At 65.0% G+C, this 25,170-nt stretch carries 27 protein-coding genes and 1 pseudogene; 17 read left to right on the forward strand and 11 right to left on the reverse strand.

What is annotated here, in order from left to right:
* The first annotated feature begins 379 nt into the window (after window positions 1-379).
* The 4 genes from ACSC1Y_RS00435 to sucD all read left to right on the forward strand — a co-directional run bounded on the left by ACSC1Y_RS00435 (window position 380) and on the right by sucD (window position 4,783).
* Entirely contained in the window at window positions 380-1,408 is a 1,029-nt protein-coding gene (locus tag ACSC1Y_RS00435; RefSeq protein WP_435332574.1) for a signal peptidase I, read from the forward strand.
* A complete protein-coding gene (locus ACSC1Y_RS00440; protein WP_435332575.1) occupies window positions 1,401-2,381 on the forward strand; it encodes a hypothetical protein in 981 nt (326 codons plus the stop codon). Before ACSC1Y_RS00435 ends, ACSC1Y_RS00440 begins: the two co-directional genes overlap by 8 nt.
* 384 nt (window positions 2,382-2,765) lie before the next feature.
* Window positions 2,766-3,917: an ADP-forming succinate--CoA ligase subunit beta gene (sucC, locus tag ACSC1Y_RS00445; RefSeq protein WP_435332576.1), complete on the forward strand. Its 1,152-nt coding sequence runs from the start codon at window positions 2,766-2,768 to the stop codon at window positions 3,915-3,917.
* The gene (gene sucD, locus ACSC1Y_RS00450; RefSeq protein ID WP_435332577.1) at window positions 3,914-4,783 is read left to right on the forward strand and encodes a succinate--CoA ligase subunit alpha; all 870 of its coding nucleotides are present in this window, start codon (window positions 3,914-3,916) and stop codon (window positions 4,781-4,783) included. The genes sucC and sucD overlap by 4 nt, the downstream gene beginning before the upstream one ends.
* A gap of 161 nt (window positions 4,784-4,944) precedes the next feature.
* Here sucD and ACSC1Y_RS00455 read toward each other — a convergent pair whose 3' ends face one another.
* Together ACSC1Y_RS00455 and ACSC1Y_RS00460 are read right to left on the reverse strand one after the other, a co-directional pair.
* Entirely contained in the window at window positions 4,945-6,720 is a 1,776-nt protein-coding gene (locus ACSC1Y_RS00455) for a hypothetical protein (protein WP_435332578.1), read from the reverse strand.
* A gap of 173 nt (window positions 6,721-6,893) precedes the next feature.
* Window positions 6,894-7,835, reverse strand: coding sequence for a hypothetical protein (locus tag ACSC1Y_RS00460; protein WP_435332579.1), 942 nt, complete (start codon window positions 7,833-7,835; stop codon window positions 6,894-6,896).
* 138 nt (window positions 7,836-7,973) lie between these two features.
* On the opposite strand from ACSC1Y_RS00460, the gene ACSC1Y_RS00465 reads away from it, so the two are divergent.
* The 4 genes from ACSC1Y_RS00465 (at window position 7,974) to ACSC1Y_RS00480 (ending at window position 11,492) form a co-directional block, all read left to right on the forward strand.
* Window positions 7,974-8,948, forward strand: a complete 975-nt coding sequence (locus ACSC1Y_RS00465; RefSeq protein WP_435332580.1) for a Gfo/Idh/MocA family protein — start codon at window positions 7,974-7,976, stop codon at window positions 8,946-8,948.
* Between the two features lie 81 nt (window positions 8,949-9,029).
* Window positions 9,030-9,827 (forward strand): HAD-IIA family hydrolase, encoded by a 798-nt coding sequence (locus ACSC1Y_RS00470; RefSeq protein WP_435332581.1) that lies wholly within the window; start codon window positions 9,030-9,032, stop codon window positions 9,825-9,827.
* A gap of 120 nt (window positions 9,828-9,947) precedes the next feature.
* Window positions 9,948-11,207, forward strand: a complete 1,260-nt coding sequence (rbcL, locus tag ACSC1Y_RS00475) for a type III ribulose-bisphosphate carboxylase (protein ID WP_435332582.1) — start codon at window positions 9,948-9,950, stop codon at window positions 11,205-11,207.
* 111 nt (window positions 11,208-11,318) lie between these two features.
* Complete coding sequence (locus ACSC1Y_RS00480) at window positions 11,319-11,492, forward strand: hypothetical protein (RefSeq protein WP_435332583.1); 174 nt, start codon at window positions 11,319-11,321, stop codon at window positions 11,490-11,492.
* A 107-nt stretch (window positions 11,493-11,599) separates the two neighbouring features.
* Here the strand turns inward: ACSC1Y_RS00480 and ACSC1Y_RS00485 are convergent, their stop codons facing one another.
* Together ACSC1Y_RS00485 and ACSC1Y_RS00490 are read right to left on the reverse strand one after the other, a co-directional pair.
* Window positions 11,600-13,366 carry an acyl-CoA dehydrogenase family protein gene (locus ACSC1Y_RS00485; protein WP_435332584.1) on the reverse strand — a complete coding sequence of 589 codons (1,767 nt, stop codon included), beginning with the start codon at window positions 13,364-13,366 and terminating at the stop codon, window positions 11,600-11,602.
* A 73-nt stretch (window positions 13,367-13,439) separates the two neighbouring features.
* Window positions 13,440-13,928: a metal-dependent hydrolase gene (locus ACSC1Y_RS00490; protein WP_435332585.1), complete on the reverse strand. Its 489-nt coding sequence runs from the start codon at window positions 13,926-13,928 to the stop codon at window positions 13,440-13,442.
* Window positions 13,929-14,067: 139 nt separating this feature from the next.
* Between ACSC1Y_RS00490 and ACSC1Y_RS00495 the strand changes: the two genes are divergently transcribed.
* Window positions 14,068-15,192, forward strand: a complete 1,125-nt coding sequence (locus ACSC1Y_RS00495; RefSeq protein WP_435332586.1) for a mechanosensitive ion channel family protein — start codon at window positions 14,068-14,070, stop codon at window positions 15,190-15,192.
* A 31-nt stretch (window positions 15,193-15,223) separates the two neighbouring features.
* The gene (locus tag ACSC1Y_RS00500) at window positions 15,224-15,346 is read left to right on the forward strand and encodes a hypothetical protein (RefSeq protein WP_435332587.1); all 123 of its coding nucleotides are present in this window, start codon (window positions 15,224-15,226) and stop codon (window positions 15,344-15,346) included.
* Window positions 15,347-15,350: 4 nt separating this feature from the next.
* On the opposite strand, the gene ACSC1Y_RS00505 is transcribed toward ACSC1Y_RS00500, so the two are convergent.
* Complete coding sequence (locus tag ACSC1Y_RS00505; RefSeq protein WP_435332588.1) at window positions 15,351-15,749, reverse strand: plastocyanin/azurin family copper-binding protein; 399 nt, start codon at window positions 15,747-15,749, stop codon at window positions 15,351-15,353.
* 124 nt (window positions 15,750-15,873) lie between these two features.
* Here ACSC1Y_RS00505 and ACSC1Y_RS00510 point away from each other — a divergent pair, with 124 nt between their 5' ends.
* Entirely contained in the window at window positions 15,874-16,944 is a 1,071-nt protein-coding gene (locus ACSC1Y_RS00510; RefSeq protein WP_435332589.1) for a succinylglutamate desuccinylase/aspartoacylase family protein, read from the forward strand.
* 24 nt (window positions 16,945-16,968) lie between these two features.
* Here ACSC1Y_RS00510 and ACSC1Y_RS00515 read toward each other — a convergent pair whose 3' ends face one another.
* Window positions 16,969-17,172, reverse strand: coding sequence for a hypothetical protein (locus ACSC1Y_RS00515; protein WP_435332590.1), 204 nt, complete (start codon window positions 17,170-17,172; stop codon window positions 16,969-16,971).
* A gap of 126 nt (window positions 17,173-17,298) precedes the next feature.
* On the opposite strand from ACSC1Y_RS00515, the gene ACSC1Y_RS00520 reads away from it, so the two are divergent.
* Both ACSC1Y_RS00520 and ACSC1Y_RS00525 read left to right on the forward strand, forming a co-directional pair.
* Window positions 17,299-17,493, forward strand: a complete 195-nt coding sequence (locus tag ACSC1Y_RS00520; protein ID WP_435332591.1) for a methytransferase partner Trm112 — start codon at window positions 17,299-17,301, stop codon at window positions 17,491-17,493.
* 30 nt (window positions 17,494-17,523) lie between these two features.
* Window positions 17,524-18,084 carry a DUF7524 family protein gene (locus tag ACSC1Y_RS00525; RefSeq protein ID WP_435332592.1) on the forward strand — a complete coding sequence of 187 codons (561 nt, stop codon included), beginning with the start codon at window positions 17,524-17,526 and terminating at the stop codon, window positions 18,082-18,084.
* A 120-nt stretch (window positions 18,085-18,204) separates the two neighbouring features.
* Here the strand turns inward: ACSC1Y_RS00525 and ACSC1Y_RS00530 are convergent, their stop codons facing one another.
* Together ACSC1Y_RS00530 and ACSC1Y_RS00535 are read right to left on the reverse strand one after the other, a co-directional pair.
* Window positions 18,205-19,305 (reverse strand): DR2241 family protein, encoded by a 1,101-nt coding sequence (locus tag ACSC1Y_RS00530; protein WP_435332593.1) that lies wholly within the window; start codon window positions 19,303-19,305, stop codon window positions 18,205-18,207.
* Window positions 19,306-19,307: 2 nt separating this feature from the next.
* Window positions 19,308-20,183 (reverse strand): CbiX/SirB N-terminal domain-containing protein, encoded by an 876-nt coding sequence (locus ACSC1Y_RS00535; protein WP_435332594.1) that lies wholly within the window; start codon window positions 20,181-20,183, stop codon window positions 19,308-19,310.
* Window positions 20,184-20,505: 322 nt separating this feature from the next.
* Here ACSC1Y_RS00535 and ACSC1Y_RS00540 point away from each other — a divergent pair, with 322 nt between their 5' ends.
* Entirely contained in the window at window positions 20,506-21,432 is a 927-nt protein-coding gene (locus ACSC1Y_RS00540; protein WP_435332595.1) for a class I SAM-dependent methyltransferase, read from the forward strand.
* A gap of 121 nt (window positions 21,433-21,553) precedes the next feature.
* Here the strand turns inward: ACSC1Y_RS00540 and ACSC1Y_RS00545 are convergent, their stop codons facing one another.
* The 3 genes from ACSC1Y_RS00545 to ACSC1Y_RS16140 all read right to left on the reverse strand — a co-directional run bounded on the left by ACSC1Y_RS00545 (window position 21,554) and on the right by ACSC1Y_RS16140 (window position 22,520).
* Window positions 21,554-21,760: a hypothetical protein gene (locus tag ACSC1Y_RS00545; protein ID WP_435332596.1), complete on the reverse strand. Its 207-nt coding sequence runs from the start codon at window positions 21,758-21,760 to the stop codon at window positions 21,554-21,556.
* Window positions 21,761-22,276 (reverse strand): HTH domain-containing protein, encoded by a 516-nt coding sequence (locus ACSC1Y_RS00550; protein WP_435332597.1) that lies wholly within the window; start codon window positions 22,274-22,276, stop codon window positions 21,761-21,763.
* Between the two features lie 127 nt (window positions 22,277-22,403).
* Window positions 22,404-22,520, reverse strand: coding sequence for a DUF7989 family protein (locus tag ACSC1Y_RS16140; protein ID WP_492772532.1), 117 nt, complete (start codon window positions 22,518-22,520; stop codon window positions 22,404-22,406).
* 167 nt (window positions 22,521-22,687) lie between these two features.
* On the opposite strand from ACSC1Y_RS16140, the gene ACSC1Y_RS00555 reads away from it, so the two are divergent.
* The 3 genes and pseudogenes from ACSC1Y_RS00555 to ACSC1Y_RS00565 form a co-directional block, all read left to right on the forward strand.
* Window positions 22,688-23,506, forward strand: coding sequence for an aldo/keto reductase (locus ACSC1Y_RS00555; RefSeq protein ID WP_435332598.1), 819 nt, complete (start codon window positions 22,688-22,690; stop codon window positions 23,504-23,506).
* A gap of 58 nt (window positions 23,507-23,564) precedes the next feature.
* Window positions 23,565-24,905 (forward strand): DNA polymerase IV, encoded by a 1,341-nt coding sequence (dinB, locus tag ACSC1Y_RS00560; RefSeq protein ID WP_435332599.1) that lies wholly within the window; start codon window positions 23,565-23,567, stop codon window positions 24,903-24,905.
* Window positions 24,906-25,020: 115 nt separating this feature from the next.
* A pseudogene (locus ACSC1Y_RS00565) lies at window positions 25,021-25,149 on the forward strand (DnaJ domain-containing protein); the annotation flags it as partial.
* Between the last annotated feature and the right edge of the window lie 21 nt (window positions 25,150-25,170).

Raw genomic sequence — 25,170 nt, forward strand, 5'->3', positions numbered from 1 at the left:
CGACGCCTCGAACGGGTCGTTCGACCTGCTCGGCCAGCTCGCACGTCTCGTTCGGGGGACCGACACGAGCCGATACCGGTCGATAGACCGACCATACCTAACCTATCAAACAACCTATGGGAGTTGGACGCGGGTGGACCGAGGAGATACAGTCCTGTCGCGAGCAGCACCGTCGTCCTGTAGATCGCAACGTGAACGGTTCCCGTCTCCGGTGAAGGGCGAGTCGCAGTGATTCGTCCGGGTGGTTCGACCCCACCGACGGGCGTCCCTTCGGGGAGAGTGAGAGTCGGGCCGTGTGGCCCGAACGAGGGGAGATACCATGTCGAAGAAACCTACATCTACCCGGCGATGGCACGGAGGGACACCGCACAGGGCCGCGTTGAGCGCGGTCGCGCTACTACTGCTGGTTGCGCTCGTCGTTCCATTCGTCATCTACTCGGTCCCACAGGTGGTGGGCGCCGACCAGAGCTACGTCGTACTGACCGGCAGCATGGAGCCCGCGATATCGCCCGGCGACGTCGTCGTCGTGGCGAAGGTGAGTCCCGCTGCCGTCGAGGTCGGGGACGTCATCATCTTCAACCGCGAGGGACGGTCGGTTCCGACCACGCACCGCGTCATCGAGATCGTCGAGACGCAGTCAGGTGAGCGTGGCTTCCGGACCAAGGGTGACGCGAACGAGGACGCCGACTCTGGAGTCGTGACGCCCGCGGCGTTCATCGGGAAGATATCGATGACCCTGCCGTACGTCGGGTACGTGGTCGAGTTCGCGAACTCGACCACCGGGTTCATCGCGCTCGTGCTCCTGCCGTTCGCCCTGCTCATCCTGAACGAGCTCTGGAGCATGTTCCGTATCTGGCGAGGCGACGGAGGGGAGACCGCAGCTGTCGAGACTGATGCCGGCGCGACGGCCGAGGTGGATGCAGCTACGATAGATTCAGGCGAGACGGAAGCAGCCGAGGCGGGGGCGGCTGCGGTGGGGGTGGCGGAAGCGACCCCGATCGAGACGGTGCGGCCGGCAGTCACTACCGCGGCGGGCGGTCGACCAACCGACGACTCGTTGCTCACCCTCACGCGAGACGGCGTCGCCTTCGGCGCCGGCGTCGCGGGGCTGTTGACGCTGTACAGTGGGGCGGTCCTCTGGATAGCCTACTCGCGGGCGCTCGCGTTCCAGCAGTTCGTGACGCTGACCATGATAGCGTTCGTCGCGTCGGTCGGCCTGCTGCTCGTCCTGCTGCGGGCGTACACGACGCTCTCGGAAGGAGGCGACCGGTTCGACGGTCCCGTTCCCGTCGACGGTCCCGTTCCAGCCGACGAGCCCGACGAGGGTCGGTCGTCGGCCACCGACGGTGGCCGGGACGTCGACCTGACTGACTCGGCAGCGGACCTCGGAGGCGACGGCGATGAGTAACCTTCGACTTGTCGGCGTCGTCCTCGTCGTTCTCACACTGCTGACCGCCGGGACGGTCGGCGACGGCTCGACTGTCTCCTCGCTCCGCGACGGCGAACGGCTCGCCGGGACGTTCAGCGCGGGTACCTGGGAGTCGGACACGCGAACCCTGGCCGGCTTCGTCGTCCTCGAGGACGGCGTCGTCACCAGCGACTGGAACGACTCGATTCGCGTCACCGACGAACGCGGCGAACCGCTCACCATCGAAATCGTCTCCGGCGGCCAGGGGCAGCTCGAGCTGCGCGTCTCTCGGGAGATTCCAGATTCGGTCCGAGTCTACTTCGAGACCGGCAAGCTCGCTACTGCACTCGGCGTCTCGGAACGTGACCTCGCGTCTGCGTCGCTCGAACTGGACGGCGTTCCGCTGGCTTACGAACTGGTCACGGCCGACGACGGGTACACCTATCTGACGTTCGTCATCGACCACTTCTCGGTCCGCACGGTGATGTTCGTGGTCGAGCCCGAGCCGGCATCAGACGACACGTCGTCCGAAGGTGCGGCAGGTGTCGGGAACGAGAGTACCGACCCGGACAACGTGAGTACCGGAACGGGCAACGAGTCTGCAGAGATGGACAACGGTACTGTCGGAATAGACAACGAGACCGCTGGCGCGGACAACGAATCTACCGCAACGGACAACGAGACTGCCAGCGCAGATACCGAGCCTGCTGGCTCGGAAAACGAGTCCGCTGACTCGGAAAACGGGACCGACTCTGGCTCCGAAGCCGGGAACGAGAGCGCCTCTGATTCCGGGGCCGGAAACGTGACCGACGACGGGACGAGTCCGGTCGGCGAGTCCGAACCGCCGGAAACCAGCTCTGCCACGGTGACCGATACCACCGACGACGGTGTGTCCACTCGTGAGGATGGGACCGTCTCGGTAATCGACAATCCTGCCGCGCTCACCGGTTCAGATCCCGTGACCGATGGCTAGACAGTCGGAGTCGGGGGCTGGTCGACGCGGGTCGGCTATCAGGACTCTCCTCAGTCTCGTCGGCTCATCTCTCAGTTTCGGACGCACCGTTTCGGTACTCCGGCGGTCGAGCTATCGGGTCGTTCACGTGCTCGGGTTCCGGGCGAACTCCCCGAAACGCAACGTCCTGCTGCTCGTGGTCTACCTGGTCGTTTCAGTGTACGTGGCCGGAGTCGTCGTCAGCATCCTCTGAGACGAAGACCAGACCGCACCCGGGGGTTACTTCTGTGTCGGAGGTAGTTCACGGAACCCGGACTTGTGCCGTGGTCGACGTATCGTTTCGTCGGGGCAGAAAGAACCGAATCGGCGGGATTTAAGCGGCCACAGGGCGGCGGTCCAAACGCAATGAAACTACACGAATACCAGGCGAAGCAAGTCTTCGCTGACGCCGGTATTCCGACGCCGGACTCGTCGCTCGCCGACAGCGTCGAGGACGTCGTCGCGGCGGCCGAGGAGATCGGGTATCCGGTCGCCGTTAAGGCGCAGGTACAGGTCGGTGGCCGCGGCAAGGCGGGCGGCATCAAGCTCGCCGAGGACGAAGCCGAGGCACGCGAGGCAGCCGAGTCCATCCTCGGGATGGACCTCAAGGGCTTCCACGTGGACAGCGTCCTCGTCGAAGAAGCCGTCGACTTCGTCGACGAGCTCTACGTCGGCGTGACGATGGACCGCGGCGAGGGCAAGCCCGTGGCCATGGTCTCGACGAAAGGCGGCGTCGACATCGAAGAGGTGGCGGAGGAGACGCCCGACGCCATCGTTCGAGAGCACGTCGACCCCGCGTTCGGGATGCACCCCTACCAGGCCCGCAAGGCCGTCTACGAAGCAGGTGTCGACCGCGACGTCGCCCGTGACGTCGCCTCCGTCCTCCAGACGCTCTACCAGCTCTGGGACGACAAGGACGGCGCCGACGCCGAGATCAACCCGCTCATGGTCACGTCGGACCGCGAGGTCATCGCGGCTGACGCAGTCATGAACATCGACGAGGACGCGCTGTTCCGCCAGCCCGAACTCGCCGAGATGGAGGATGACGCAGCCGGCGGCGACGAGCTCGAGCAGAAGGCCGACGAGTACGGCTTCGACTACGTTCGTCTCGACGGCAACGTCGGCATCATCGGCAACGGTGCGGGCCTCGTCATGACGACGCTCGACCTCGTCGATTACTACGGCGGCAAGCCCGCCAACTTCCTCGACATCGGGGGCGGCGCGAAGGCAGACCGCGTCGCGAACGCGCTGGACATGGTGTTCTCCGACGACAACGTCGACTCCGTCGTGTTCAACATCTTCGGTGGTATCACACGCGGCGACGAGGTCGCCAAGGGTATCAACGAGGCGCTGGAGCAGTTCGACGAGATCCCGAAGCCGGTCGTCGTCCGCCTCGCGGGCACGAACTGGGAAGAGGGCATGGAGATCCTGAACAAGGACCTCGTCACCGTCGAGAAGACGCTGGAAGACGCGGTCCAGCGTGCGGTCGAGTTCTCCAAGGAGGTGAGTGACGAATGAGTGTACTCGTCGACGACGACAGCAAGGTAATCGTACAGGGTATCACCGGCGGCGAAGGCAAGTTCCACGCCGGCCAGATGATCGAATACGGCACGAACGTCGTCGCCGGTGCGGTGCCGGGCAAGGGCGGCCAGGAGGTCCACGGCGTCCCCGTCTACGACACCGTCCAGAAGGCAGCCGAGGAGCACGACGCCGACGCCTCCGTCATCTTCGTGCCGCCGGCGTTCGCGGCAGACGCCATCTTCGAGGCGCTCGACGCGCCCATCGACCTCGCGGTCGCCATCACGGAGGGCGTCCCGACGCAGGACATGGCGAAGGTCTACAAGCGCCTATCCGAGGTCGACACGCGCCTCATCGGGCCGAACTGTCCGGGCATCATCACGCCGGGCGAAGCGAAGCTCGGCATCCTGCCGGGCAACATCTTCGAGGCCGGCAACGTCGGTCTCGTCTCCCGTTCCGGGACCCTCACGTACCAGGTCGTCTCCAACCTGACCGAGCGCGGCATCGGCCAGTCCACCGCCATCGGTATCGGCGGCGACCCCATCATCGGGACGGACTTCATCGACGCCCTCGAGCTGTTCGAGAACGACCCCGACACCGACGCCATCGTCATGTGCGGTGAGATCGGTGGCGAGGACGAGGAGGAGGCCGCAGCCTACATCGCAGAGAACGTCGACACGCCGGTCGCCGGCTTCATCGCCGGCCGCACGGCGCCGCCGGGCAAGCGCATGGGCCACGCGGGCGCCATCGTCTCCGGCTCCGGTACCGGTACCGCCGAGTCGAAGATCGATGCACTGAACGACGCGGGCGTTCCGGTCGGCGACACCCCCGAAGAGGTCGCAGACCACATCGAGAGCTTCCTCTAACGAGGACGCTACTTTCTTCTCTCCACCGCACCGACAGCGACGCCGCCGGTCGCTGTCAGGTCTGCAGAACGCGTTCGAATCACCGAGTCGCTGTCCGGTCTGCTGTCACGAAGTACGTGGGTTCCGCGATGAGAGAATTGTGACCAGAACGGACCGACCGGTCAGAACAGACCGCGAATCGCACCGAGGAGCTTTCCGACGAACCCTGTCGACCCACCGGACTCGTCGGCGCGTCCCGGTTCGTCGGTATCGCTCGACCCGTCGGCAGTGGTCGGTTCGGCAGCGCGGGTGCTCGAACCATCGGCCACAGTCGGCTCGTCGTTGGCGACAGCGGCCGACTCCGTCGCTCGCGCGCCGTCTTCCGAAGCACCGTCAGCGCCGGCGGATTCCGTCGACGAGGGGCCGGTCGTCGCGGCGGTGTTCGTCACCGCCCCTTCAGCCGCGATGGGTTCAGAGTCGTCGGCCGTCGACTGCGTCTCCGGCTCGGATTCCGGTTCCAGCTCCGGCTCCGGCTCCGGTTCTGACTCCGGCTCCGGCTCCGGTTCTTCTGCGACCGGTGCAGATTCGACCTCCCGCACCTCCGGTGCCGGCATCGATTCGGCCGACGAGTCGGCTGGTTCCGCCGTCGGCTCGACTGCAACCGGCTCGTCCGAAGTGGTCTCGGCCGCGGCGGAAGGCTCTTGCGCCGGTTCTGGGGTGTCTGGTGCCGGTTCCGATGGACTGCCGGCCGACTCCGGCTGTCGCGCGGGCGCCGGCGCCGGTTCGGATGGGGGGGCAGTTCGACCGGAAGTCGAATCCGAACCCGATTTGGCCACGTCGTCGACAGCAGGCTCGGTATCGACTGAGGCCGAATCGGACGCCGGTTCGGATGCTGCACCGGTGGTGACCGGCTCTGCCGAGACGAATCCGTCGGCTGGCTCGGCCTCCGGTGAGGCTGGGCTTTGCTCGTCAGCCCCCGTACCGCCGAGCAGTTCCTCGAGCGACCGGCCGCTCGACTGGAGTTCCACGCCCGTATCGCCACCGGCCCCGGCCGACGCCTCGATGGACTCGAAGATGTCGTCGAGTGCGGTCTCAGCTTCCGTCTTCGCCGACGATTCGGCCTCGGCGGCGACCGCATCGTCGTCGCTCCCGTCGAGGTCCACGTCGCTCAGGTCTGCGACGCCGTCGCCCAGCCAGCCCTCGGTCGAGCCATCGACGCCGATGTCCCCCCTCGACGAGTCCGACGCGGTCGCATTCGATGCACTTGTCGAGGCCGAACTCGCCCCCGCAGCATCTCCTCCAGCGCCGACGGCGGTCGCCAGGTCTGCTGGTCGTTCGTCGTGCAAGAGCGGCTCGCCGAAACACTGGATGCCCGTTCCGTAGTGCTTTTCCAGGGCGTCGAGCCGGTCTGATTCGAAGAGGACGAACCGCCAACGGTCCGCTTCCCAGTTGGAGAGCATCGCGAAGGTGAGCGGAACGCCGTCGAGCAGGTCGTTCTGGACGGCGGCGATCAGTGCAGGATAGTTGTTCGACCCCAACGAGCTCTCGGGATATTCGAAGGTGGTGGTCCGCTGGTTGCCGTTCGGGTCCTCCAGCGCGATGCGGAAGGGCTGGACGGGGTCTGCACCGGGTCCGATCGGGTCGCCGGACCCGTCGAGGAAGTGTATCGAGAACCCGAACCGTCCGAAGACGGTATCCAGCTGCTGCGGGACCGCACTGTCGGGGTACTCGCGTGGGACGTCGATACCTCGACTCGACGTCGCGAGCACCCGGTGCGTCTGGTCGTAGAGGTTGCGTGGAGTGACGTCCCCGTCGAACGACCGTTGTACGACGACCTCGGGTGTCACGTCGTCTGGTGGGTCGGTGACGCCGTACACCTCACAGATCTCCGGGTCGGACAGTCCGCAGCGTCGCAAGATGGTGATGTGATGGGAGAGGAGATTCTCGGTTTCGACCATACGACATGACACCGGGGTCGGATGCTTAGGCGTATTGGCCGTTTCGGAACCCTCGAACCGACCGGCATCGGGTGGATTCAGGGGCGACACGAGTCCTCCGCTCAAGCATGTCGTTGATGAATACTGGTTCGAAAACCGACTCGAACCGTCGTCCACCGGCAAGCCGGAGATGGTCAGCCCGTGAGGATGGACCGAATCTTGCTTGCGATGCCACCGCCGCTGCTGTCGTCATCGTCATCGGACGCTTCGTCGGTGACATCGTCGTCGTCATCGGCGTTCCCGGTGACATCGTCATCGGCCGTTTCGTCGGTGACATCGTCGTTCTCGTCGGCATCTGCCGGTTCCGGTGCGCTCTCACCCGCCGATGGCCCGGGACCGACTTCTGACTCGTCGCCCGGCTCCTTGCTTTCAGCCGTCTCGCTCTCCCCTGAGAGGGTCTCGGCCTCCTTCTCCTCGCGCAACTCAGCGGTGAGGGGGATGTCGGACGGTACTTCATCTTCCTCCGCTTGGGGCACGCCGGCGAAGATGGATTCGGGCTTCTCGTCGGGGACGCCGGTCGTCACCTCTGCTGGACTGGGGATGTCGCTCGCGTCACCGAGGTCGATGTCCTCAGAGGTGGGGACGGCCTCGTCTCCGGTCCGGTCCCTGGAATCGGTGTCTGTACCGGTCGCGGTGTCTGTACTGTCGGCCGGGTCGGAACCTGCGTCACCGTCGGTACCATCGTCGACCCAGAGGAAGCCGTCCTCCTCGGTTCGACCTTCGAGAAGCAGGTCGTCGAGGAGTTCGTCGTCGGCCGCGATCGCGTCGTCTACGGCCTCTACCTCCTCCGGCTCCTCGTCGGCGGAGGCGATTATCTCCTCGGGCGATTCGTCAGAGAGCTCGTCGTACAGCTCGGGGTCGTCGGTGGCTGAGTGATCCGCGCTGAGCTGCTGGAAAAGTTCGCCTGCTGTCACGTCTTCGATGTCTTCTTCTGACGGGTCTACCGCGACCGACGGCTCTGTCTTTAACTCCGTCGGCGGGGCTTCTGCATCGGCGAAGAGGGCGTCGAGGTCGAGTTCGTCCGCCGACTCGCCGCCGAACCCTGTTGGGTCTGCGTCCGGCTTACTGTCGGTCATCGGGCAGTTACCGCGTGAGTTGGTCCCACAGACGGTTAGTTGTTGCTATCGCACCATCGGAGAACACCGTCGAGAAACTCTGGGCCGGGTGGGACTGCCACACTGGGTATTTTACGAGACGGTCACGATGGTTGTCATATGAGATTCGGCGTCCTCTCGACAGCGAACATCGGACTGAAGTCGGTCCTCCCTGCAATCCGTGGGTCAGAACACGACCTGGTAGCCATCGCATCCCGGAACGGAGACCGAGCTAGCGAGGTCGCAGAGGCGTACGACATCCCGCAGGCGTACGGGTCCTACGAGAACCTGCTTGCCGAGGCGTCCATCGACGCGGTATACATTCCGCTTCCCAACGCCCTCCACGCCGAGTGGACGAAGCGGGCCGCCGACGAGGGGCTGCACGTCCTCTGTGAGAAACCCCTCGCAGTCGACGCAGCGGAGGCGCGTGAACTCGGCGAGTACTGCGACGACGCCGACGTGACGCTGATGGAGGCGTTCATGTACCGCTTCCACCCACGGACCGAACGGGCGGTCGAGGTCGTCCGGGAGGAACTCGACGTCGTTCGCGGTGCGAGCGCGACGTTCCAGTTCCCCCTGCGAGGCCGTCCCGACGACATACGTCTCGACCCCGACCTCGCGGGTGGCAGCCTGATGGACGTCGGCTGTTACGCGGTCAGTGCGATACGGACACTGCTCGGAGAGCCAGAACGCATCTACGCCCGGACCCTCGACACGCGGGACTGCGGCGTCGACACGCATCTCGCGGGCACCCTCGAGTACCGGAACGCGACGGCACAGGTGTCGTGCAGCTTCGACACCCAGACCGTTCAGCGATACCGCATCGAAGCCGAGGACGGGTGGCTCGAGGTTCACGACGCGTTCAATCCCGCGAACCCCGACGACGTGACTCTCGAGTACTCTGTCGACGGCCGGACGGTCACCGAGACCTTCGACGAGGTCGACCAGTACCGGCTGCAGGTCGAGCACTTCGCCGAGTGCGTCGAGCGTGGCGAGAGTCCGCGAACCGACGCCGACGAGGCGGAGGCCAACATGCGCGTCATCGATGCACTCTACGAGAGCGCAGATTCCGGGAAGACGGTTCGGCTGGATTGAACGTGGGACTTCCCGACGACTGCTGACTGCATTCTTCCTCGACGGCGCATCTCTCAAGACCGTCGCGGCCCCAGACGAACCATGAGCCGATTCGACGGTGTGATCCTCGACGTGGACGGGACCGTCCTCCGGGGCGACGAGGCGCTCCCGGGTGCGCCAGCCGCAGTCACAGCCCTGCGCGAAGCCGGCTGTTCTGTCTGTTTCTTCTCGAACAACCCGACGATCTCTCCCGAGGCACTCGCCGCGAGACTGACGCGGGCGGGTGTCGAAACCGCGCCTGCGGAGGTCCTCACCTCCGGGTCGGTGACGGCCGAGTTCCTCGCGGCTGACCGGCCAGACGACCGGCTGTTCGTCGTCGGAGAGGACGGCTTCTGCGAGCAGCTACGCACGCGTGGCCTCGAACTGACCGGCGACCACGCGGCCGCCGACACGGTCGTCGCCTCCATCGATAGAGCGTTCACGTACGACGACCTGAAGCGGTCGCTGTGGGCGCTCACAGACGACGCGGTCGGCTTCGTCGGCACCGACCCTGACCGAATCATCCCGACCGCCGAGGGCGACGCGCCCGGCTCGGGTGCCATCGTCAACGCTGTCGCGGACGTCGCAGGGCGGAGGCCAGAGGCCATCCTCGGCAAGCCGCACGAGGGTGCGCGCGACGCGGCACTCGCCGTGCTCGACGTCCCGCCGGAACGGTGTCTCGTCGTCGGAGACCGCCTCGATACGGACATCGCGATGGCCGAGTGGACCGCGATGGAGAGCGCGTTGACCCTCTCGGGCGTCACCACCACCCGCGACCTCGCGAGTGACGTACGTGACCCCCACGCTGGTCTCCCGGACCACGTCGTCGACTCGCTCGATGAGGTGGTCGACCTGCTCTGACTTGACAGGACCCGGTCCGTCCCGGTGGTCGTTCTCTGCGTTCTGTCGTGAACGCCTGTATTCTCACTAGAGTCCGGCGGAATCGCTTTTCTCGGTTCGACGACTAGTATACGGGATACCATGACCGGCATCGAGTACGACGACTTCCTGGACCTGGACTACGAACCGACCGGTACCGACCTGCTCTGTGAGTTCAGGGTCGCCCCCGCCGAGGGGATGTCCTGGGGTGCCGCGGCATCGCGGGTCGCGAGCGAATCCTCGAACGGGACGTGGGCCGCGCTCACCGTCGACGAGGCCGAACTGACCGACCTCTCGGCGGTCGCCTACGACATCGACGAGGAGTCGGGTACCGTGCTGGTCGCGTACCCGTCGGACCTGTTCGAGGCGGGCTCGATGCCGCAGATACTCTCCTGTATCGCCGGCAACATCATGGGCATGAAGGCGGTCGACAGCATCCGCCTGAACGACTGCGAGTGGCCCGAACAGCTCGTCTCCAGCTTTCCCGGCCCGCTGTATGGCTCTGCGGTGATGACCGAGAAACTCGACGCCGTGGGTCGACCCGTCCTCGCGACCGTGCCGAAGCCAAAGGTGGGCCTCTCGACCGACGCCCACGTCGCCATCGGGGAACAGGCCTGGCGCGGCGGCGTCGACCTCCTGAAGGACGACGAGAACCTGACCGACCAGCCGTTCAACCCCTTCGAAGAACGGGTCGAACGCTCCCTCGCGAAGGCGCACGAGCTGACCGAGGAGACCGGCGAGAGGAAGGACTACCTGGTGAACATCACCGCAGAGACCGAGGAGATGCTCCGCCGGGCCGAGTTCGTCGCCGACCACGGCGGCGGTTTCGTCATGGTCGACGTGGTCACCGCCGGCTGGGCCGCCGTCCAGACCGTCCGCGAGCACTGCGAGGACCTGGACCTCGCCATCCACGCTCACCGGGCGATGCATGCCGCCTTCGACCGCGTGCCGACCCACGGCGTCTCGATGAAGGTTATCGCGCAGGTCTCTCGCCTCTGTGGCGTCGACCACATCCACACCGGCACTGCCGGACTGGGGAAACTGGAGAACGAGGACACGCCGGGAATCAACGCCTGGCTCAAGTCCGACCTGTTCGGCATGAACGACGTGCTGCCGGTCGCTTCCGGTGGGCTGCACCCGGGCGTCGTCGGCGAACTCATCGACGTGCTCGGCCCCGAGATCGGCATCCAGGTCGGCGGGGGTATCCACGGCCACCCTGGTGGCACGGAAGCCGGCGCACGTGCCCTTCGCCAGGCGGTCGAGGCCAGTATGCAGGACGTCTCGCTTTCGGAGTACGCCGCAGATGGACACGACGAGTTACAGGCAGCACTCGACACGTGGGGGAGTGAGACGCCGCGGTAGGAGCTGTGGGTGAGATCGACAGGGAGCGGCGGGGAAAAGTCCCGCTACTGTGTATCGGGCCCACACGACCGAGGTGCGCTTACTACCCGCCACGACAGTTCTCGGACGACGATGAGACTCGAAGACGACCCACTCGACTGCGAGAACTGCGGTGAACTCACCCACGACGAGATAGAGACCATCGAGAACGTCCCGCAGATAGACCCGGAGACCTTCGCGATGGGCCCGGACGCGACCGACGTGTTCCTCTGTGCCGGGTGCAAGGACGTCATCGGGGTCAGGTGAGTTCCAGAATTCTGAACCGGTCAACTCGAATATTCCGAGCCCTCTACTGACCGATTCCACTTTCAGTCCGAGGTGTCGGAGACGGCCGGGTTTCGCCCCCAACCCTTTCAGTCGTCGGCGGGTTCGGCGGTCGCCAGCTCCGAGGGTGCCACGGACTCGAACCTGACCACGGCGTCGAAGTGCTCCAGTGCGAATCGGTCGCCCGAGGTGATGCCCCGGGCCTCGTGGTTCCGGAGGGTCCGGTCGACGAACCGCTCGGCGACGAGGGCGGTTCTGGCGTCATCCAGCTCGGCGATATCCGTCTGCGCCTCGGCCAGTAACAGCGAGGCGGTGAACGCGTCGAAGATAAGGTCTGCGAGTTCTTTCGCCCGCAGCTGGGCGTACTCGGTATCCTCGGTGGCGAGCGTCGTGAGGGCGTCGCTCAGTTCCTTTAGCCCGACGGCGACGGCCTCTCTCGTCTCCGAAAGGACGGGATGGTCGACGTCGTCGAGATTCGACTGGATAGCCTCGAGTAACGGTTCGTGGGCGTTCTCCCGGTCGAGCGCCCGGAGTACGTCGAGGGCGAGGACGTTCGAGGTTCCCTCCCAGATGGGGAGCACCTGTGCGTCCCGAAGCAACCGGTGGGTCACGAATTCGTTCACGTAGCCGTTGCCCCCCTGTATCTCCATCGCGTAGGAGGCCGTGTCGACGGCCATGCGAGCGGTCCGGGACTTCGCGATGGGGACGAGAAGTCGCATGAGGCGATGGGCGTCGTCGCTGTCGTCACCACCACGCTCTCGCCGGTCGAACACCCGTCCCGCCTCGAAGGTGAACGCCGTTGCCGCCTCGTGGTCGATTGCCATGTCGACGAGGTCGCGCTTCATCAGCGGATACTCCTGGATGGACGAGCCGAACGCCTCGCGGGTCGCCGCCTGCACCTTCGACTCGAGGAGACACCGACCCATCAGGGCGACCGAGGCGGCGGCGTTCGACAGCCGCTCGAGGTTGAGCATGTCGGTCATGTACCGGAAGCCGCAGCCCTCCTCCCCGACGAGGTAGCCGGTCGCCCCGTGTAGTTCGACCTCTCCGGTCGGCACCGATATCGTGCCGAGTTTGTCCTTCAGCCGGCGATACAGCTGGTCGTTCAGCTCGCCGTCGACGGTGTGCGGGACGAGAAAGAGCGAGAGCCCCCTCGTCCCGTCGGGTGCGTCCGGTGTGCGTCCCAGGACGAGCGTCCCCTCGGCGTCGACGTTCGAGCAGAACCACTTCTCGCCGGTGAGGCGGTACTCCCGTCCCTCGACGTGCTCGGCGAGCGTCTCGTTCGCACCCACGTCGCTGCCACCCTGCCGCTCGGTCAGGAACATCGCCCCCTCGACGTTCTCGTCGCCGTCACGCGTGACGAGTCTCTCGTAGTACGACTCGAGGACGGGGTCGCCGTCGGCGTACTTGTCCAGCACGAGGGCGACGCCCGCCGTCATCGCGACCGGACAGGTGAAGCCCGGGTCGGCGTAGGAGAGCAGGTACTCCATCGCGAGGTGGTGGGTGAACGGCATCGGTTCGTCACGGCCGGGCGGTGCCTCGAAAACGTCGGAGACGATACCTGCTCCGTAGGCCAGCCGTTCGTTCTCGTGCTGTTTCGGGTGGTACTCGACGTGATTCCAAACATCGCCGTGTGCGTCGTAGGTGTGGAGAATCGGACCGTGGCTGTCGACGGTGTCGGCGTTGTCCGCGATGGTGTTGCCGACGACCGACCCGAAGTCGGCGAGGCGCTCGTGTGCCCACTCGTAGTCGGGCTCGGACGTAACGCGCGAGACCTCGCGCTGGAGGGTCCGGTCGAGTTCGAAGTAGTTGCAGTGTCGTCCCGACTCGAACCGACCGTAGTCGATGGGGTCCATACTGCCCCGTCGACGGCCGGTACCGAAAAAACCATGGTACGGGATGACAGGCCGTGCTCGGCGTGGGGGGCCGTCAGGCGACCCGCCCTGCGAGTCCGAGCACGACGACGGTGGCGAACACGCCCAGCGCGAGCAGCAGCCAGTTCGCGACCGTGTTGTCGGCCCGCGTCAACCGCAGCGAGTAGTTCCGCGAGGACAGCGGCCGGAGCGGTTCGATTCCCATGGGCGTGAGGACGTCACCGAGGAGGTGGGCGACGATGGCGAACGTCCCGACGGCGAATCCGAATCGGGCGAGCGTCATCGGCGCGAGTTCGAACAGGCCCGCCGAGTAGTACCCGACGGCTCCTGTCCCGGCCCCGACCACGAGCGCGAACCAGAGCGTGTGAGTGGGACCGCGGTGGGGAACGAACGGAATCCGGAGGTCGACGTCGGGAAACGACGCGAGGGCGACCATCACGGTTCCGCCGAGGACCGCGAGTAGTGGCGCGTCGGCCCGAAGCAACGCGGCGCCGACCGGGGCGTAGACGAGCAGCGAGACGCCGTAGTGGCCGGTTCGATACACGGAGGAAGTTTCGAGGCGGGCCCTCTCGAACGTTTCGACGGCGAGCCGTCCAGCCGAACGCCGGGCCGTAGGTCGGTTACAGGAACGGGACGGCCGGCCGGCGACTGCTCTTAAGAGACCCGGGAGGAATAGGGAGACCATGGTCACCGAACTCACGGCGTTCCTCGCGGGGTTCTCGCTCTGGGAGCGGACTGTCATCGTCCTCGGCATCTCCCTGGCCGCTGCCGTGGTGCTCGAGGTCGTCGTCCTCCGGGCCGCCCGGCGATTCGTCTCACGCACCGAGAGCGTCTTCGATAACATCCTCATCGAGGAGCTCCGCTGGCCACTGGTCGTCTCGGCGGCGCTCGGTGGCGTCTGGCTGCTGACGACGCCCGACGCCATCGGGGCGGACGTCGCCTTCCAGACGGAGCTGCGACAGTTCTTCGGGAACCCCTCGCTGGTCGTCATCGTCCTCGTCTGGGCGCGAGCGCTCAACAACATCGTCAACCGGTTCGTCGACGAAGTCAAGGACCACGGCGGCCGGTACGACTTCGCACCGGTTTTCTCGAACGTCTGGACGCTGGTGGTCCTCGTCGGGGCGTCGGCCGCGACGCTCGCCATCCTCCACATCGACATCACGCCGCTGCTCGGGGCAGCCGGTATCGCCGGCATCGCTATCGGTTTCGCCGCGAAGGACACCGTCGCGAACTTCTTCGGCGGACTCGCGCTCTACTTCGACGACACGTACAAGATCGGCGACTACATCGTTCTCGACACCGGCGACGCCGGAACCGTCGTCCGTGTCGGCATCAGGTCGACGACCCTGCTGACGCGAGACGAGGTGATGGTGACCGTTCCGAACTCCGTCCTCAACTCCGCGCGCATCATCAACGAGTCCGCACCCCAACGAAGGAAGCGCATCCGCATCCCCATCGGCGTCGCCTACGGGACCGACCTCGACGAGTTCGAGGAGGTCGCGATGACCGTCCTCGAGGAAGAGGATCTCACGCTCGACTCCCCGAAGCCGCGGCCCCGGTTCCGCCGGTTCGGCGACTCCGCGCTGGAGTACGAGCTGCTCGCGTGGGTGAACAACCCCAATCGCGAGCAACGCGCTCGTCACTCGATAAACCGGACGCTCCACTCGGAGCTGAACGACGCAGGCATCGAGATACCGTTCCCCAAGCGCGACGTCTCGGTCTCGGTCGCGGGTGAAGCCGGCTCGGAGCGACTCGGGGCACGACCGGGGGCGATAGCCGAGCGGCCGGTCGACGACGCCGAAAGATAGACCGAAGTACCGTCGGGCCGTCAGTTCGTGTATGCTCTCGCTGGTCGGCGACCTCTACCAGACGTTCGGCCCGTTCGTGATACCCGCGACGTTGTTCGCGCTCGGTATCGTCTTCTACGCGATCCTCGTCTACCTGAACCAGATCCGGCTGTAGCGGCTCACTCCTTGACGACGACTGTGCCCGTCATCCCCAGATTCTCGTGTGGCGTACAGACGTACTCGTAGGTTCCGGGCACGGTGAACTCGAACTCGTAAGTGTGGGGCGGGTCGTACGTCTTCGTCTGGTCGCCGGTTCCCTGCCACTCTGCATCGGCCGGCTGACTCCGGACGAACACGTTGTGTTGAAGCGACTTCCAGTCCCACGTCACGGTCGTCCCCGCCGACACCGTGATTTCGGCGGGAGCGAACAGGTACTCGCCCTCGGGTCCGACCAGGACCGTGTTCTTCGGTGCGTCGTAGCCCTCGTCCTCACCGCCGCCGAGACAACCTGCGAGTGCGACCGGGAGCGAGAGGCCGGCGACACGAAGGAACGCCCGACGTGACCGTCGTTCTGTCATCACCGGAGATAGTGATGCGACCGGTAAAAGCCCGTCTGTCGTTCCCGGCGGATGAGAACCGACGCCGCGAGTCGCCGGCACCTCGGCGGCGAAACTACTTCACACCGCGGGATAATCGTCCTGCATGCCGAACAATCGTGCCCGGTCGTTTCGGTTCGACGCGGAGGTCGACCCCGGGGAGAAACGCCACTTCAAGTACGAGATAGGCGAGACGTATCTCGGTGACTCGGTCGAGATTCCGGTCACAATCATCAACGGGGAACAGGACGGGCCGCGGGTGTTCTGCTCGGCGGCGATCCACGGCGACGAGCTCAACGGCGTGAAGGTGATACAGGAGGTCTCCGCCCGCTGGGACCCGGCTGACCTCCACGGCACGCTGATATGTCTCCACGTCCTCAACGTCCCCGGTTATCTCGCCCAGCAGCGGTACATCCCCATCTACGACCAGGACCTCAATCGGTCGTTCCCCGGTAAGAGCCACTCGAACACGGCCGAGCGCATGGCGAACGCCATCTACCGGACGTTCATCAGCCAGTGCGACGTGGGCATCGACTTCCACACCTCGACGCGGAACCGGACGACGATGTACCACGTTCGAGCGGACATGAACAACCCAGTGGTCGCTCGACTGGCGCACGCTTTCGGCGCGAACGTCATCCTCTCGGGCGAGTCCGAACCGGGGATGCTCCGGACGGTCGCGACCAACGACGGGATTCCGACCATCACGGTCGAGATGGGCAAGGCACACCGGTTCCAGCCCGCCCTCATCGACCGGGCCGTCGAGGGCGTCGACAGCGTCCTCGCGGAGTACGGCGTCCTGCCGACGGAGCCGGTCGTCTGGCCGGGTTGGCGCAAGGTCATCGACGGGGCGAAGGAGAAGACCTGGCTCCGCGCAGATACCGGCGGGCTCGTCGAGATGGAGTGGGGACCGTACCCGCTGGTCCACGAGGGTGAAACCATCTGTACCATCTCGGATCACTTCCAGACAGAAGAGCGGATCATCACCGCGCCGTTCACCGGGCTCATCGTCGGCGTCCTCGAGAACCCGCTCGCCCAGCCAGGGCATCCGCTCTGTCACCTCGTCCGTATCGACGAAGACACGCGGGTCGAGATAGAGGCGGAGATAGCCGCGGGGAACGGGACCGGCTACCGGGCCGACGGCTTGCAGTGGGCGAACTCCGGCGAAGCGGAGTGACCAGCGTCGGCGGCGCTCGCGACGTTACGTGATTATCTCGGCGTCGTACCCTGCCATCCTGATCTTCTCGAGGACCTCGTCGGGGTCCACCTCGCCGACGGCGGTCACCTCGTTCGAGTCGTCGGCGAACTCGACCCGCTCGACGTTCGCCGCCATCTCGATGGCCGTTTGGACCACTTCCTCGTGCGTACGGTAGGTCATGTCGGTGACGCGGATTCGCGTCGTCATAGGTCGTTATGCGACTCCGTACCATAGAAACGTTTGGGTGCGACAGCGAGAACTGGCCCGACGTCTCCGGCCACCAGTGGAGGCATATCCCGAAACCTTTTGCTTTCCACCGTCTACCACGCTGGTATGAAGGACTCTCTGATGGACATCCTCTGCTGTCCGCTGGACAAGGGCGAACTGACGCTCGAAGACGAGAAACGAGACGGCGACGAGGTCGTCGCCGGGTCGCTCGTCTGTGCGGACTGTGGCGAATCCTACCCCATCGAGGACGGAATCCCGAATCTCCTGCCCCCGGACATGCGCGACGACGTCCCGGCCTGAACCGCCAGCTGACGCTCCCACGAGTAACGTATGCCGGACAACTCACTACAGCTCGACATCAGCAAGTCGGCCCTTCACAGCATCGAACCCGCTGTCGAAGCGTTCGAGACCGACGGGTCGTTCACCGTCTTGCTCCGGAACCACGGCCGCTCGGTCCACGTCCACTGCAACCTGGACGACGACCTGGCGAGCGTCGCGAGCATCGAGGAGACGAATCACTTCGTCGAGACGGACTCGACCACCGGTGTGAGGGTGGAGGTCGCACCCGATGCGCCCCGTCCGGTGAGCGGGCGACTGAAACTCGTCACCGGCTACGGTGCGGAAGAGAAGTTCGTGCCGGTGAAGCTCGTCGACTCCCGGGGCGTCGAATCGCGAACGGTGCCCGAGGCGGCATCGACCGAACCGTCACGGTCATCGTCGGTCGAGCGACCCATCGACCTCGATGGCTCGTTGCCCATCGTCGCGCTCGCTGGCGTCGCGCTGCTCCTCGCCGTACTCGCGTTCGTTTTCGCGAACAGCCTCGCCGTGATGCTCGGCGTCCTCGTCGTGCTCGGCGGAATCGTGGCGGCGCTCGTGCTGTTGTACCGGTAACGAACCGCGGGTAGCCTCACGGTGGCTGTTCCCGGGCGCTCCCCGGCCGTCGTGAGTCGCTCCCCGGCCGTCGTGAGTCGCTCCCCGGCCGTCGTGAGTCGCTCCTCGACCGTCGCCGAGTCACTCCTCGCGCTCTCTGCCGATGTGACCCTCTTCGTCGAAGTGCTTCGCTCGAAGGTAGCGCGTCCGGTAGCGGTTCGCACCCTTGTACACGTCGGCCTCGCGGATCTCGTCGACCGTACCGTCGGCGACCGCGTCGATGATCGCCTCGAGCTGGTCCATCTCGCTCTCGGTCAGCGTGAGCTCGTAGGTTCTCTCGTCCTCCTGCTCGAGCTTCGTCCACTTGCGAGCCGCCGCGACGACCAGCGAACAGGGTTCACGGCAGGGGAACGCGCCGTCACCGCCGGGTACCGCGAGCTGGTCGTCCTCGTCGTACTGCCACTCGCGCCGTTTGAGACACTGGGAGTCGACGCAGCACGATTCCGCGACCCACTCGACGGCCTCGCGTGGGAGCTCGTCGATGATATCGTAGATACCAGTCTGCCGCTCGGCGGTCTCGCGCCAGTGACTCACGTCGAGCGTCCCCTGCTGCTCGAGGTGCCAGTTGGCGACCGTCGCGGGGTAGAGGAAGTCGAGCGTCGAGAGCAGTTCGCGACTCGTCAGGTCGGGGAAGACGAAGCCACCGGGAAGAGTGGGCGCAGTCTTCAGCGGCCGGTACCGGCCGCGTTCGTCGTACTTCGCGAGCTGTATCGCCGACCGGGGCTCCTCGTACGTCTCGAGTTCGTCGCGGTCGACGTCGACGTCCTCCCGGTGACGTATCTCGTACCGACGGTAGCCAACGGTTCCGAGGTCGACAGTGAGTCGGAGTTCGCCCCATTCGGTGACGAGCTCACCCGACTGGAGGGCGTCGTACCGTTCGGCGACCGGAAGACTGTCGCCCGCTTCTAGCTTCCGGAGGAACGCCCGACGTGCTGTGCCGTGGCCGGCGACGACCTCCTCCCAGAAGTACCAGTTCGTGACCCAGTCGGCGTTCGCCCGGCAGACCCGCTCCAGCTCGGATTCGGAGAGGTGCTTCCGGGTGAGGTCGGGGACCTCGAACACGTAGCCGTCGTCCTCGTAGCCGACCCACAGCCCATCGAAGTCGATGGGACCGCTGCGGACCGCCTCGACGAGCGCGTCGAACTGGTCCGGTTCGACGGAGTCCGATTCGGTGGCCGCCATCGTCAGTCACCCGTGGCGGAGACCCCACCGGTCGCGTCACGAACCCGTTCGATGGCCGTCTCGACGTCGGCGCCGGCCTCCAGCGTCCGCTCGAGGATGACGTCCGCCATGAGCGGTTCCGTCCCGACCGCACCGGCGTACCAGATGCGGTGGCCGTCGACCTCGGCAGGGGTCTCCCAGCCCTCGCGGTAGTCGTCCGTCAGGCCCATGTCCTCGGGGATGTCCTCCTGGGTGTGGTAGCCGTCCGCGACGAACAGTGGAACGACGACGACGTCCTCCGACTCGAAGTAGTCGGTCACGTCGTCGACCTCCGGTTCCTCGTCCATGTAGAGCGCCTGCACCTCGTCGAACCGGGCCATCTCGCGGATGCGGTCGGCGTGGTACTCGATGGCCTTTGCGGAGTTCTCGTTTCGCTCGGTGCCGTGGCCGACCACGGCGATACCGAAGCCGGGACCGACGTCGGGGTCGCCCGTCACCGTCTCGGCTCGCTTAACGATGACGTCCGACATCGCGTCGTGGGTCCCGACCGGCCCGCAGTAGTGGACCGTCTTGTCGACGTCCGTCGCCCGGAGCGTCGCCTGTGACGCGCTCGTCCCGTCGGAGTCCCACAGTTCGGTCTCCCAGCCGTCGAGTCTGAGTTCGCGGGGGATGACCTCCTCGGTGAAGTAGCCCTCGCTGATGAACAGCGGAACGACGTACACCTCGTCGGACTCCACCGTCCGGAGTACCTCCCGGACGCTCGGTTCCTCCTTCCAGAACGCCTCGCGAACCTCGTTGAACCCACCCGCGTTCCGGATGGTCTCTGCGTGCTCGAACGTCGGCGTACTGGACGCCGGGTTCAGGTGCGACCCGTGTGCCACGATGACCAGCGCCTGCATGGTCGGTGGTCAGGACGGTGGCGACTTAGCAACTTCGTCTCCGGGTGTTTGGGAGACAGTATGCGGACCTTACCGCAGCTGGGGGTCACCTTGAAATCCCCGACGTCTACAGTCTGTAGGTCGATTCGATATATCTTTGATTGGTTCCCTGAAGTTCCTACTCGGCTAATAACGATATCTTCCTTCCAACTCCCCCTGAAGGGACTTCAACAGATTTCTCGACCCGAAAACAGCTTCAAATTACAACCCTCTCCCTGTAAGACACGTTTAACAATGTACGTCCGAGGCGGAATTCCCGACAGTACACGCCGAGCTCCCACCTATGACTCTCTCAGCGATCACCGATAATCTCGATGTAACCGCACTATACAATCGGATACCCGATCGTGTACAGCCTGTCGTCAAGAAGTGGTACTACCGTGTCAATCCCTGGCTTTCCTGGAGAGACCGGAAGCGAAAGCGGGAGACAGAGGAAGCGTTCCTCGGGCGGTTCTTCGACGATAGATCGGAGTATTTGCACTACCGGGACGAGTTCAACGCGGGCAAAGTCCCTGCCGTTATCACTGATTCGATGCAGGAGTTCCAGAAAGAGGATCGCAAACGGTTGTTCGACTCCCACCTCGAAGAGTGCCAGAAAATCTATGCGTACATCCGAAAGTACGAGCCGGAGGTCCTCGTTGAAACCGGCGTGTACAACGGCGTCTCGACTGCCTCGTTGCTTTACGCACTACACCGGAACGGCCACGGGACGCTCTACTCCCTCGACCCCTCCACCTATCTCCGGGGCATCGACGACGAAGACCCGGCCTTTCGTTCGTGGCGTCGGTCTCGGCCCTCCTGCTCTGAAGCCGGGAGCGCCCGGTGCCCGTCGTCCAAACAGACCGGGTGGCTTGTCCCGGACGACCTGCGGCAGTACTGGAAGCAGTCGTCCGGCTGGAGCCGACGTAAATTGCCATCGCTCCTCGACGACGTCGGGGAAATCGATCTCTTCTTCCACGACTCGGATCACTCGAAATCGACCATGCTGTTCGAGTTCGAGCACGCGTGGACGCACCTGGCTCCCGGTGGAATACTCTTTTCAAACCACGTCGGGTGGAACGACGCATTCGAGATCTTCACTGGCGACCGGACTGACGACTGCGGGCTCGTCACCTGGCACTACAACCCGAAGCGGGACTATCCGATGCCTGGTCGTGCCGGCTACGCGGTGAAGCCTGCGGACGGCGTCAGTCCCGACATTCAGGGCTGAAGAGACGCGCTCCCAGGTGTGGTCCAATCGAACGTGACCAAAAGGGGAAGTCGTGTGTTCAGTCACCGTCAGAAGGCAGAAAGAAACCGGATACGCCGGTTGGTTAACGTTCTGTCCCCAGTCAGACGCTCGGCTCTGGCTGCACCGATGTCTCGAAATCCGCCTGCTTGGCCGGAATCAGCAGCAACACCTCACCCTGCTGGGTCTCGACGAGTTCTCGACCGGTCTCCTCGTCCCAGAGCTGTGGCGTCCACTCGTCGGCTTCGATATGTTCGACGACCTCGGACGCCGTGTAGTAGTTCCCGTCCGAACCGACGAACACTGCCATCTACTGGACCCTCGCGGGTGCCGCCTTACGGTCAGCTGCCTCTCTCGCCTCGGCTTCCGCGTCCGATTCGATGGTCGAGATCCTGTCTTCGACCGTCTCGACTGTCCCGTCGTTGATACAGGGTGTGACGTTGACGAGCTCGCCGTTCTCGTACTCGGCGAGCGCCAGGGTCGGCAGCTCCTGCACCATGTACTGTTGTTCGACGAGCTGCGATTCGAGGACTCGTTTCGGGAAGAACTGGTCGACGTTGGCTCCGTTTCTGTCGGCCCACGAGCGGAACTCCTCCACGGTGTCGAGTATCTCCGACCCCTCTTCCGTGCGGGCCGCCATCGTCGAGAACCCGACGCGCTTTCCCCACAGGCGCGCGGTCACGTCGTCGAAGTAGCCCTCCGATTCCAGCGATTCGAGGGAGTCGAGCACCGTCGCGCGCTCGCGCGACGCGCCGAAGGGTGAATGCGACCGGACCCACAGTTCTGCGGTTCGTTCGTCGGTCGAATGTTGGCTAGTGTGAGGCACGTCTCTATATCTGCGTTCTGCTCCCTAAAACGTTCCTGTATTACGACAATCTCTGCCGAATTCCGTAAAATGGGTGCTGTATATATAGACGCGCCCTGCGTGGTCAGGGCCGATGGCAATTTCCGGGTTACCGGTCCTCTTCTCGCTCTCGTCGCTCGTCTCCTCGATTCCAGACGTTGGTGACTGAGTCGCCGTTCGGTGGAGTGTGACTGACGTCTTTCATGGTGCGCTTGTCGCGTTTCATGTGTGTTGCTTCATAGCACGATGCCGGTAGATAAGCTTTTCTGGCAAATCATTATAAGATTCATTAGCATATAAGGTCCTTAATGTTTGGTTCCTCGTCCGCAGGACCCGCCTGCGAACGAACGCCGTTACGTCAAGGCATTTACTCGCGCGTGCCGAAGAGGGCCTATGGAATACACTACCGTCCGTGACACACGAGTCCCTCGAATCGGTCTCGGAACGTGGCAGCTCTCAGGGCAGACCTGTTACGGCGCGGTGAAGACGGCGCTCTCGGTCGGCTACCGCCACATCGACACGGCACAGGCGTACGACAACGAACAGTTCGTCGGGAACGCCCTCCACGACTCTCCCGTCGAGCGCGAGGACGTCTTCCTCACGACGAAGGTCCGACCAGACCGCTTCGCACCGGACAAACTGAAGCGCTCCGTCGAAGACAGCCTCCGTAAACTCGATACCGAGTACGTCGACCTGCTGCTGCTCCACTGGCCCAACCCGCTCGTCGACCTTCGGGACACGATGCAGGCGATGGCCGACCTCGTCGAAGAGGGGTCGGTTCGGCACGTCGGCGTCTCGAACTTCTCGAAGAAGCGACTCATGCGCGCGCAGCGCGTCTCTCCGGAACCCATCTTCACGAACCAGGTGAAGTTCCACCCGTTCAAACCACAGCGCGAACTCCTCCGCTACTGCCAGGATGCCGACATCCTGCTCACGGCGTACTCCCCGCTCGGGACCGGAGGCCTGCTCGACGACGACGTCCTCCGAATCCTCGGGCGGAAGTACGACAAGACGCCCGCACAGGTCGCGCTCCGGTGGGCGACCCAGCACGAGCACGTCTCGGCCATCCCCAAGGCGACGAGCCGGGCGCACATCGAGGAGAACATCGACATCTTCGACTTCAAGATGACCCGCGACGAGCTGGATAGGATCGCACGACCGTCGCCCGTGAAGAACGGACTGACGTTCGCCAAGGCGACCCTCGGCCTCTGAAGACGACGGACACAACGCTAATCCACACCCCGACCGTACCCGCGACCGAGACGCTTCGATGGCAGGTCCTGGTGACCGAACACCGACCGGCGAGCGACTCCCCGGCATCGACCCCGAGCCCGGGGACGAAGAGCGCATCGTCTGTCACGTCGACATGGACTGCTTCTACGCGGCCTGCGAACGCCTCCGAGAGCCCAGGCTCCGGGGCGAACCCGTCGTCGTCGGGATGGGCTACGAACCTGGCGATTCGACGGGCGCGGTCGCGACCGCCAGCTACGAGGCGCGCGAGTTCGGCGTCGAGAGCGCACAGGCGATAACGACCGCTCTCGAACGGCTCCCGCGTCGGGAGTCGTCGGACGACGAGGGCGACACCGGCGGTTCCGGAGACACAGCGTTCTACCGACCCGTCGACCTCGACTTCTACAGCGAGGTCGCGAGCGAGGTCAAGGACATCCTCCACGACTGTGCGGACGTCGTCCGCGAGGTGAGCATCGACGAAGCGTATCTCGACGTGACCGACCGGACCGCCTGGGAGGTCGCAGACGGACTGGCTCGACACATCAAACAGCGCATCGAGCGCGAGGTCGGCGTGGTCGCCAGTATCGGCGTCGCCCCGAACATGAGCGCCGCCAAGGTAGCGAGCGACCACGACAAGCCGGACGGCCTGGTCGTCGTGCGACCCGAGGACCTCCGCGAGTTCCTCGCGCCACTACCCGTCGAGGAGATACACGGCATCGGCCCGGTCACGGCCCGGACACTCCGGGACGCGGGAATCGAGACCGCAGGGGACCTCGCGACGGCCAGCCGGACCGAGCTCGTCGACCGGTTCGGCGAACGCGGCGGCGAACTCCACGACCGGGCACGCGGCGTGGACGACCGGGAGGTGACGCCGCGCGGACTCCCGAAGAGCTTCTCGCGAGAGTCCGCCTTCGGCGACCCCGTCACCGACGCCGAGCCCAAGCGAGAACAGGTTCGGACGCTCGCACAGGCCGTCGCCGACCGGGCCCAGCGCGAGGGAGCGCTCTACCGGACCATCGGCATCAAGGCGGTCGAACCGCCGTTCGAGGTCAACACCCGCGAGCGCTCCCTCTCCGGGCCCGTCGAGGACGCCGAACTGCTAGAATCGACGGCGCTGGACCTGCTCCGCGAGTTCGCGGACGTCCCAGTCAGGAAAGTGGGCGTTCGCGTCTCCAACCTCGTCTTCACCGAGCGTGAGCAAGCGAGTCTCGACGCCTGGCCAGGGACGGCCGACACGTCGCCGTACCGCCCGCCTGCGGCTCGTCGTGACGACGGCGACGACGAGACCGGCGACGATGGGACCGGCGAAGAGACGGGAGAAGATGGAAGGAGGACGGTCGGTACGTCTCCCGACGGTCAGTCGTCGCTGACCGACTTCTGAAGGTATCGTCTCGACGCCGGCTGTGATTCCTCGTAGCACGGATGCCATTGCAACTATAAGCCCCCGTCTCCTCTTCCGTGATTGACGAGAGCGCACACGCATGTCAGACGATGAGATGACCTTCTACGACCTCCTCAAGCTGGACGAGGACGCGTCGCAGGAGGAGGTGAAGAAGGCGTTCAGGACACAGGTCCGCCAGTATCATCCAGACCTCAACGACCACCCTGACGCACCGGCACAGTTCAACGCTCTCAAGAAGGCGTAC

Origin of the sequence: Haloarchaeobius lipolyticus (assembly GCF_051208015.1) — an archaeon.
Classification (GTDB): Archaea; Halobacteriota; Halobacteria; order Halobacteriales; family Natrialbaceae; genus Haloarchaeobius.

Bases quoted from the DNA above. Each gene is read 5' to 3' on its own strand.
- ACSC1Y_RS00455 (WP_435332578.1), bottom strand. From the start codon at position 6,720: ATGGTCGAAACCGAGAATCTCCTCTCCCATCACATCACCATCTTGCGA.
- ACSC1Y_RS00520 (WP_435332591.1), top strand. From the start codon at position 17,299: ATGAAGGACTCTCTGATGGACATCCTCTGCTGTCCGCTGGACAAGGGC.
- ACSC1Y_RS00470 (WP_435332581.1), top strand. From the start codon at position 9,030: ATGAGCCGATTCGACGGTGTGATCCTCGACGTGGACGGGACCGTCCTC.
- sucC (WP_435332576.1), top strand. From the start codon at position 2,766: ATGAAACTACACGAATACCAGGCGAAGCAAGTCTTCGCTGACGCCGGT.
- ACSC1Y_RS00465 (WP_435332580.1), top strand. From the start codon at position 7,974: ATGAGATTCGGCGTCCTCTCGACAGCGAACATCGGACTGAAGTCGGTC.
- ACSC1Y_RS00500 (WP_435332587.1), top strand. From the start codon at position 15,224: ATGCTCTCGCTGGTCGGCGACCTCTACCAGACGTTCGGCCCGTTCGTG.
- ACSC1Y_RS00540 (WP_435332595.1), top strand. From the start codon at position 20,506: ATGACTCTCTCAGCGATCACCGATAATCTCGATGTAACCGCACTATAC.
- ACSC1Y_RS16140 (WP_492772532.1), bottom strand. From the start codon at position 22,520: ATGAAACGCGACAAGCGCACCATGAAAGACGTCAGTCACACTCCACCG.
- ACSC1Y_RS00440 (WP_435332575.1), top strand. From the start codon at position 1,401: ATGAGTAACCTTCGACTTGTCGGCGTCGTCCTCGTCGTTCTCACACTG.
- ACSC1Y_RS00530 (WP_435332593.1), bottom strand. From the start codon at position 19,305: ATGGCGGCCACCGAATCGGACTCCGTCGAACCGGACCAGTTCGACGCG.
- ACSC1Y_RS00525 (WP_435332592.1), top strand. From the start codon at position 17,524: ATGCCGGACAACTCACTACAGCTCGACATCAGCAAGTCGGCCCTTCAC.
- ACSC1Y_RS00545 (WP_435332596.1), bottom strand. From the start codon at position 21,760: ATGGCAGTGTTCGTCGGTTCGGACGGGAACTACTACACGGCGTCCGAG.
- dinB (WP_435332599.1), top strand. From the start codon at position 23,565: ATGGCAGGTCCTGGTGACCGAACACCGACCGGCGAGCGACTCCCCGGC.
- ACSC1Y_RS00460 (WP_435332579.1), bottom strand. From the start codon at position 7,835: ATGACCGACAGTAAGCCGGACGCAGACCCAACAGGGTTCGGCGGCGAG.
- ACSC1Y_RS00535 (WP_435332594.1), bottom strand. From the start codon at position 20,183: ATGCAGGCGCTGGTCATCGTGGCACACGGGTCGCACCTGAACCCGGCG.
- ACSC1Y_RS00480 (WP_435332583.1), top strand. From the start codon at position 11,319: ATGAGACTCGAAGACGACCCACTCGACTGCGAGAACTGCGGTGAACTC.
- ACSC1Y_RS00515 (WP_435332590.1), bottom strand. From the start codon at position 17,172: ATGACGACGCGAATCCGCGTCACCGACATGACCTACCGTACGCACGAG.
- ACSC1Y_RS00510 (WP_435332589.1), top strand. From the start codon at position 15,874: ATGCCGAACAATCGTGCCCGGTCGTTTCGGTTCGACGCGGAGGTCGAC.
- ACSC1Y_RS00505 (WP_435332588.1), bottom strand. From the start codon at position 15,749: ATGACAGAACGACGGTCACGTCGGGCGTTCCTTCGTGTCGCCGGCCTC.
- rbcL (WP_435332582.1), top strand. From the start codon at position 9,948: ATGACCGGCATCGAGTACGACGACTTCCTGGACCTGGACTACGAACCG.
- ACSC1Y_RS00485 (WP_435332584.1), bottom strand. From the start codon at position 13,366: ATGGACCCCATCGACTACGGTCGGTTCGAGTCGGGACGACACTGCAAC.
- ACSC1Y_RS00555 (WP_435332598.1), top strand. From the start codon at position 22,688: ATGGAATACACTACCGTCCGTGACACACGAGTCCCTCGAATCGGTCTC.
- ACSC1Y_RS00495 (WP_435332586.1), top strand. From the start codon at position 14,068: ATGGTCACCGAACTCACGGCGTTCCTCGCGGGGTTCTCGCTCTGGGAG.
- sucD (WP_435332577.1), top strand. From the start codon at position 3,914: ATGAGTGTACTCGTCGACGACGACAGCAAGGTAATCGTACAGGGTATC.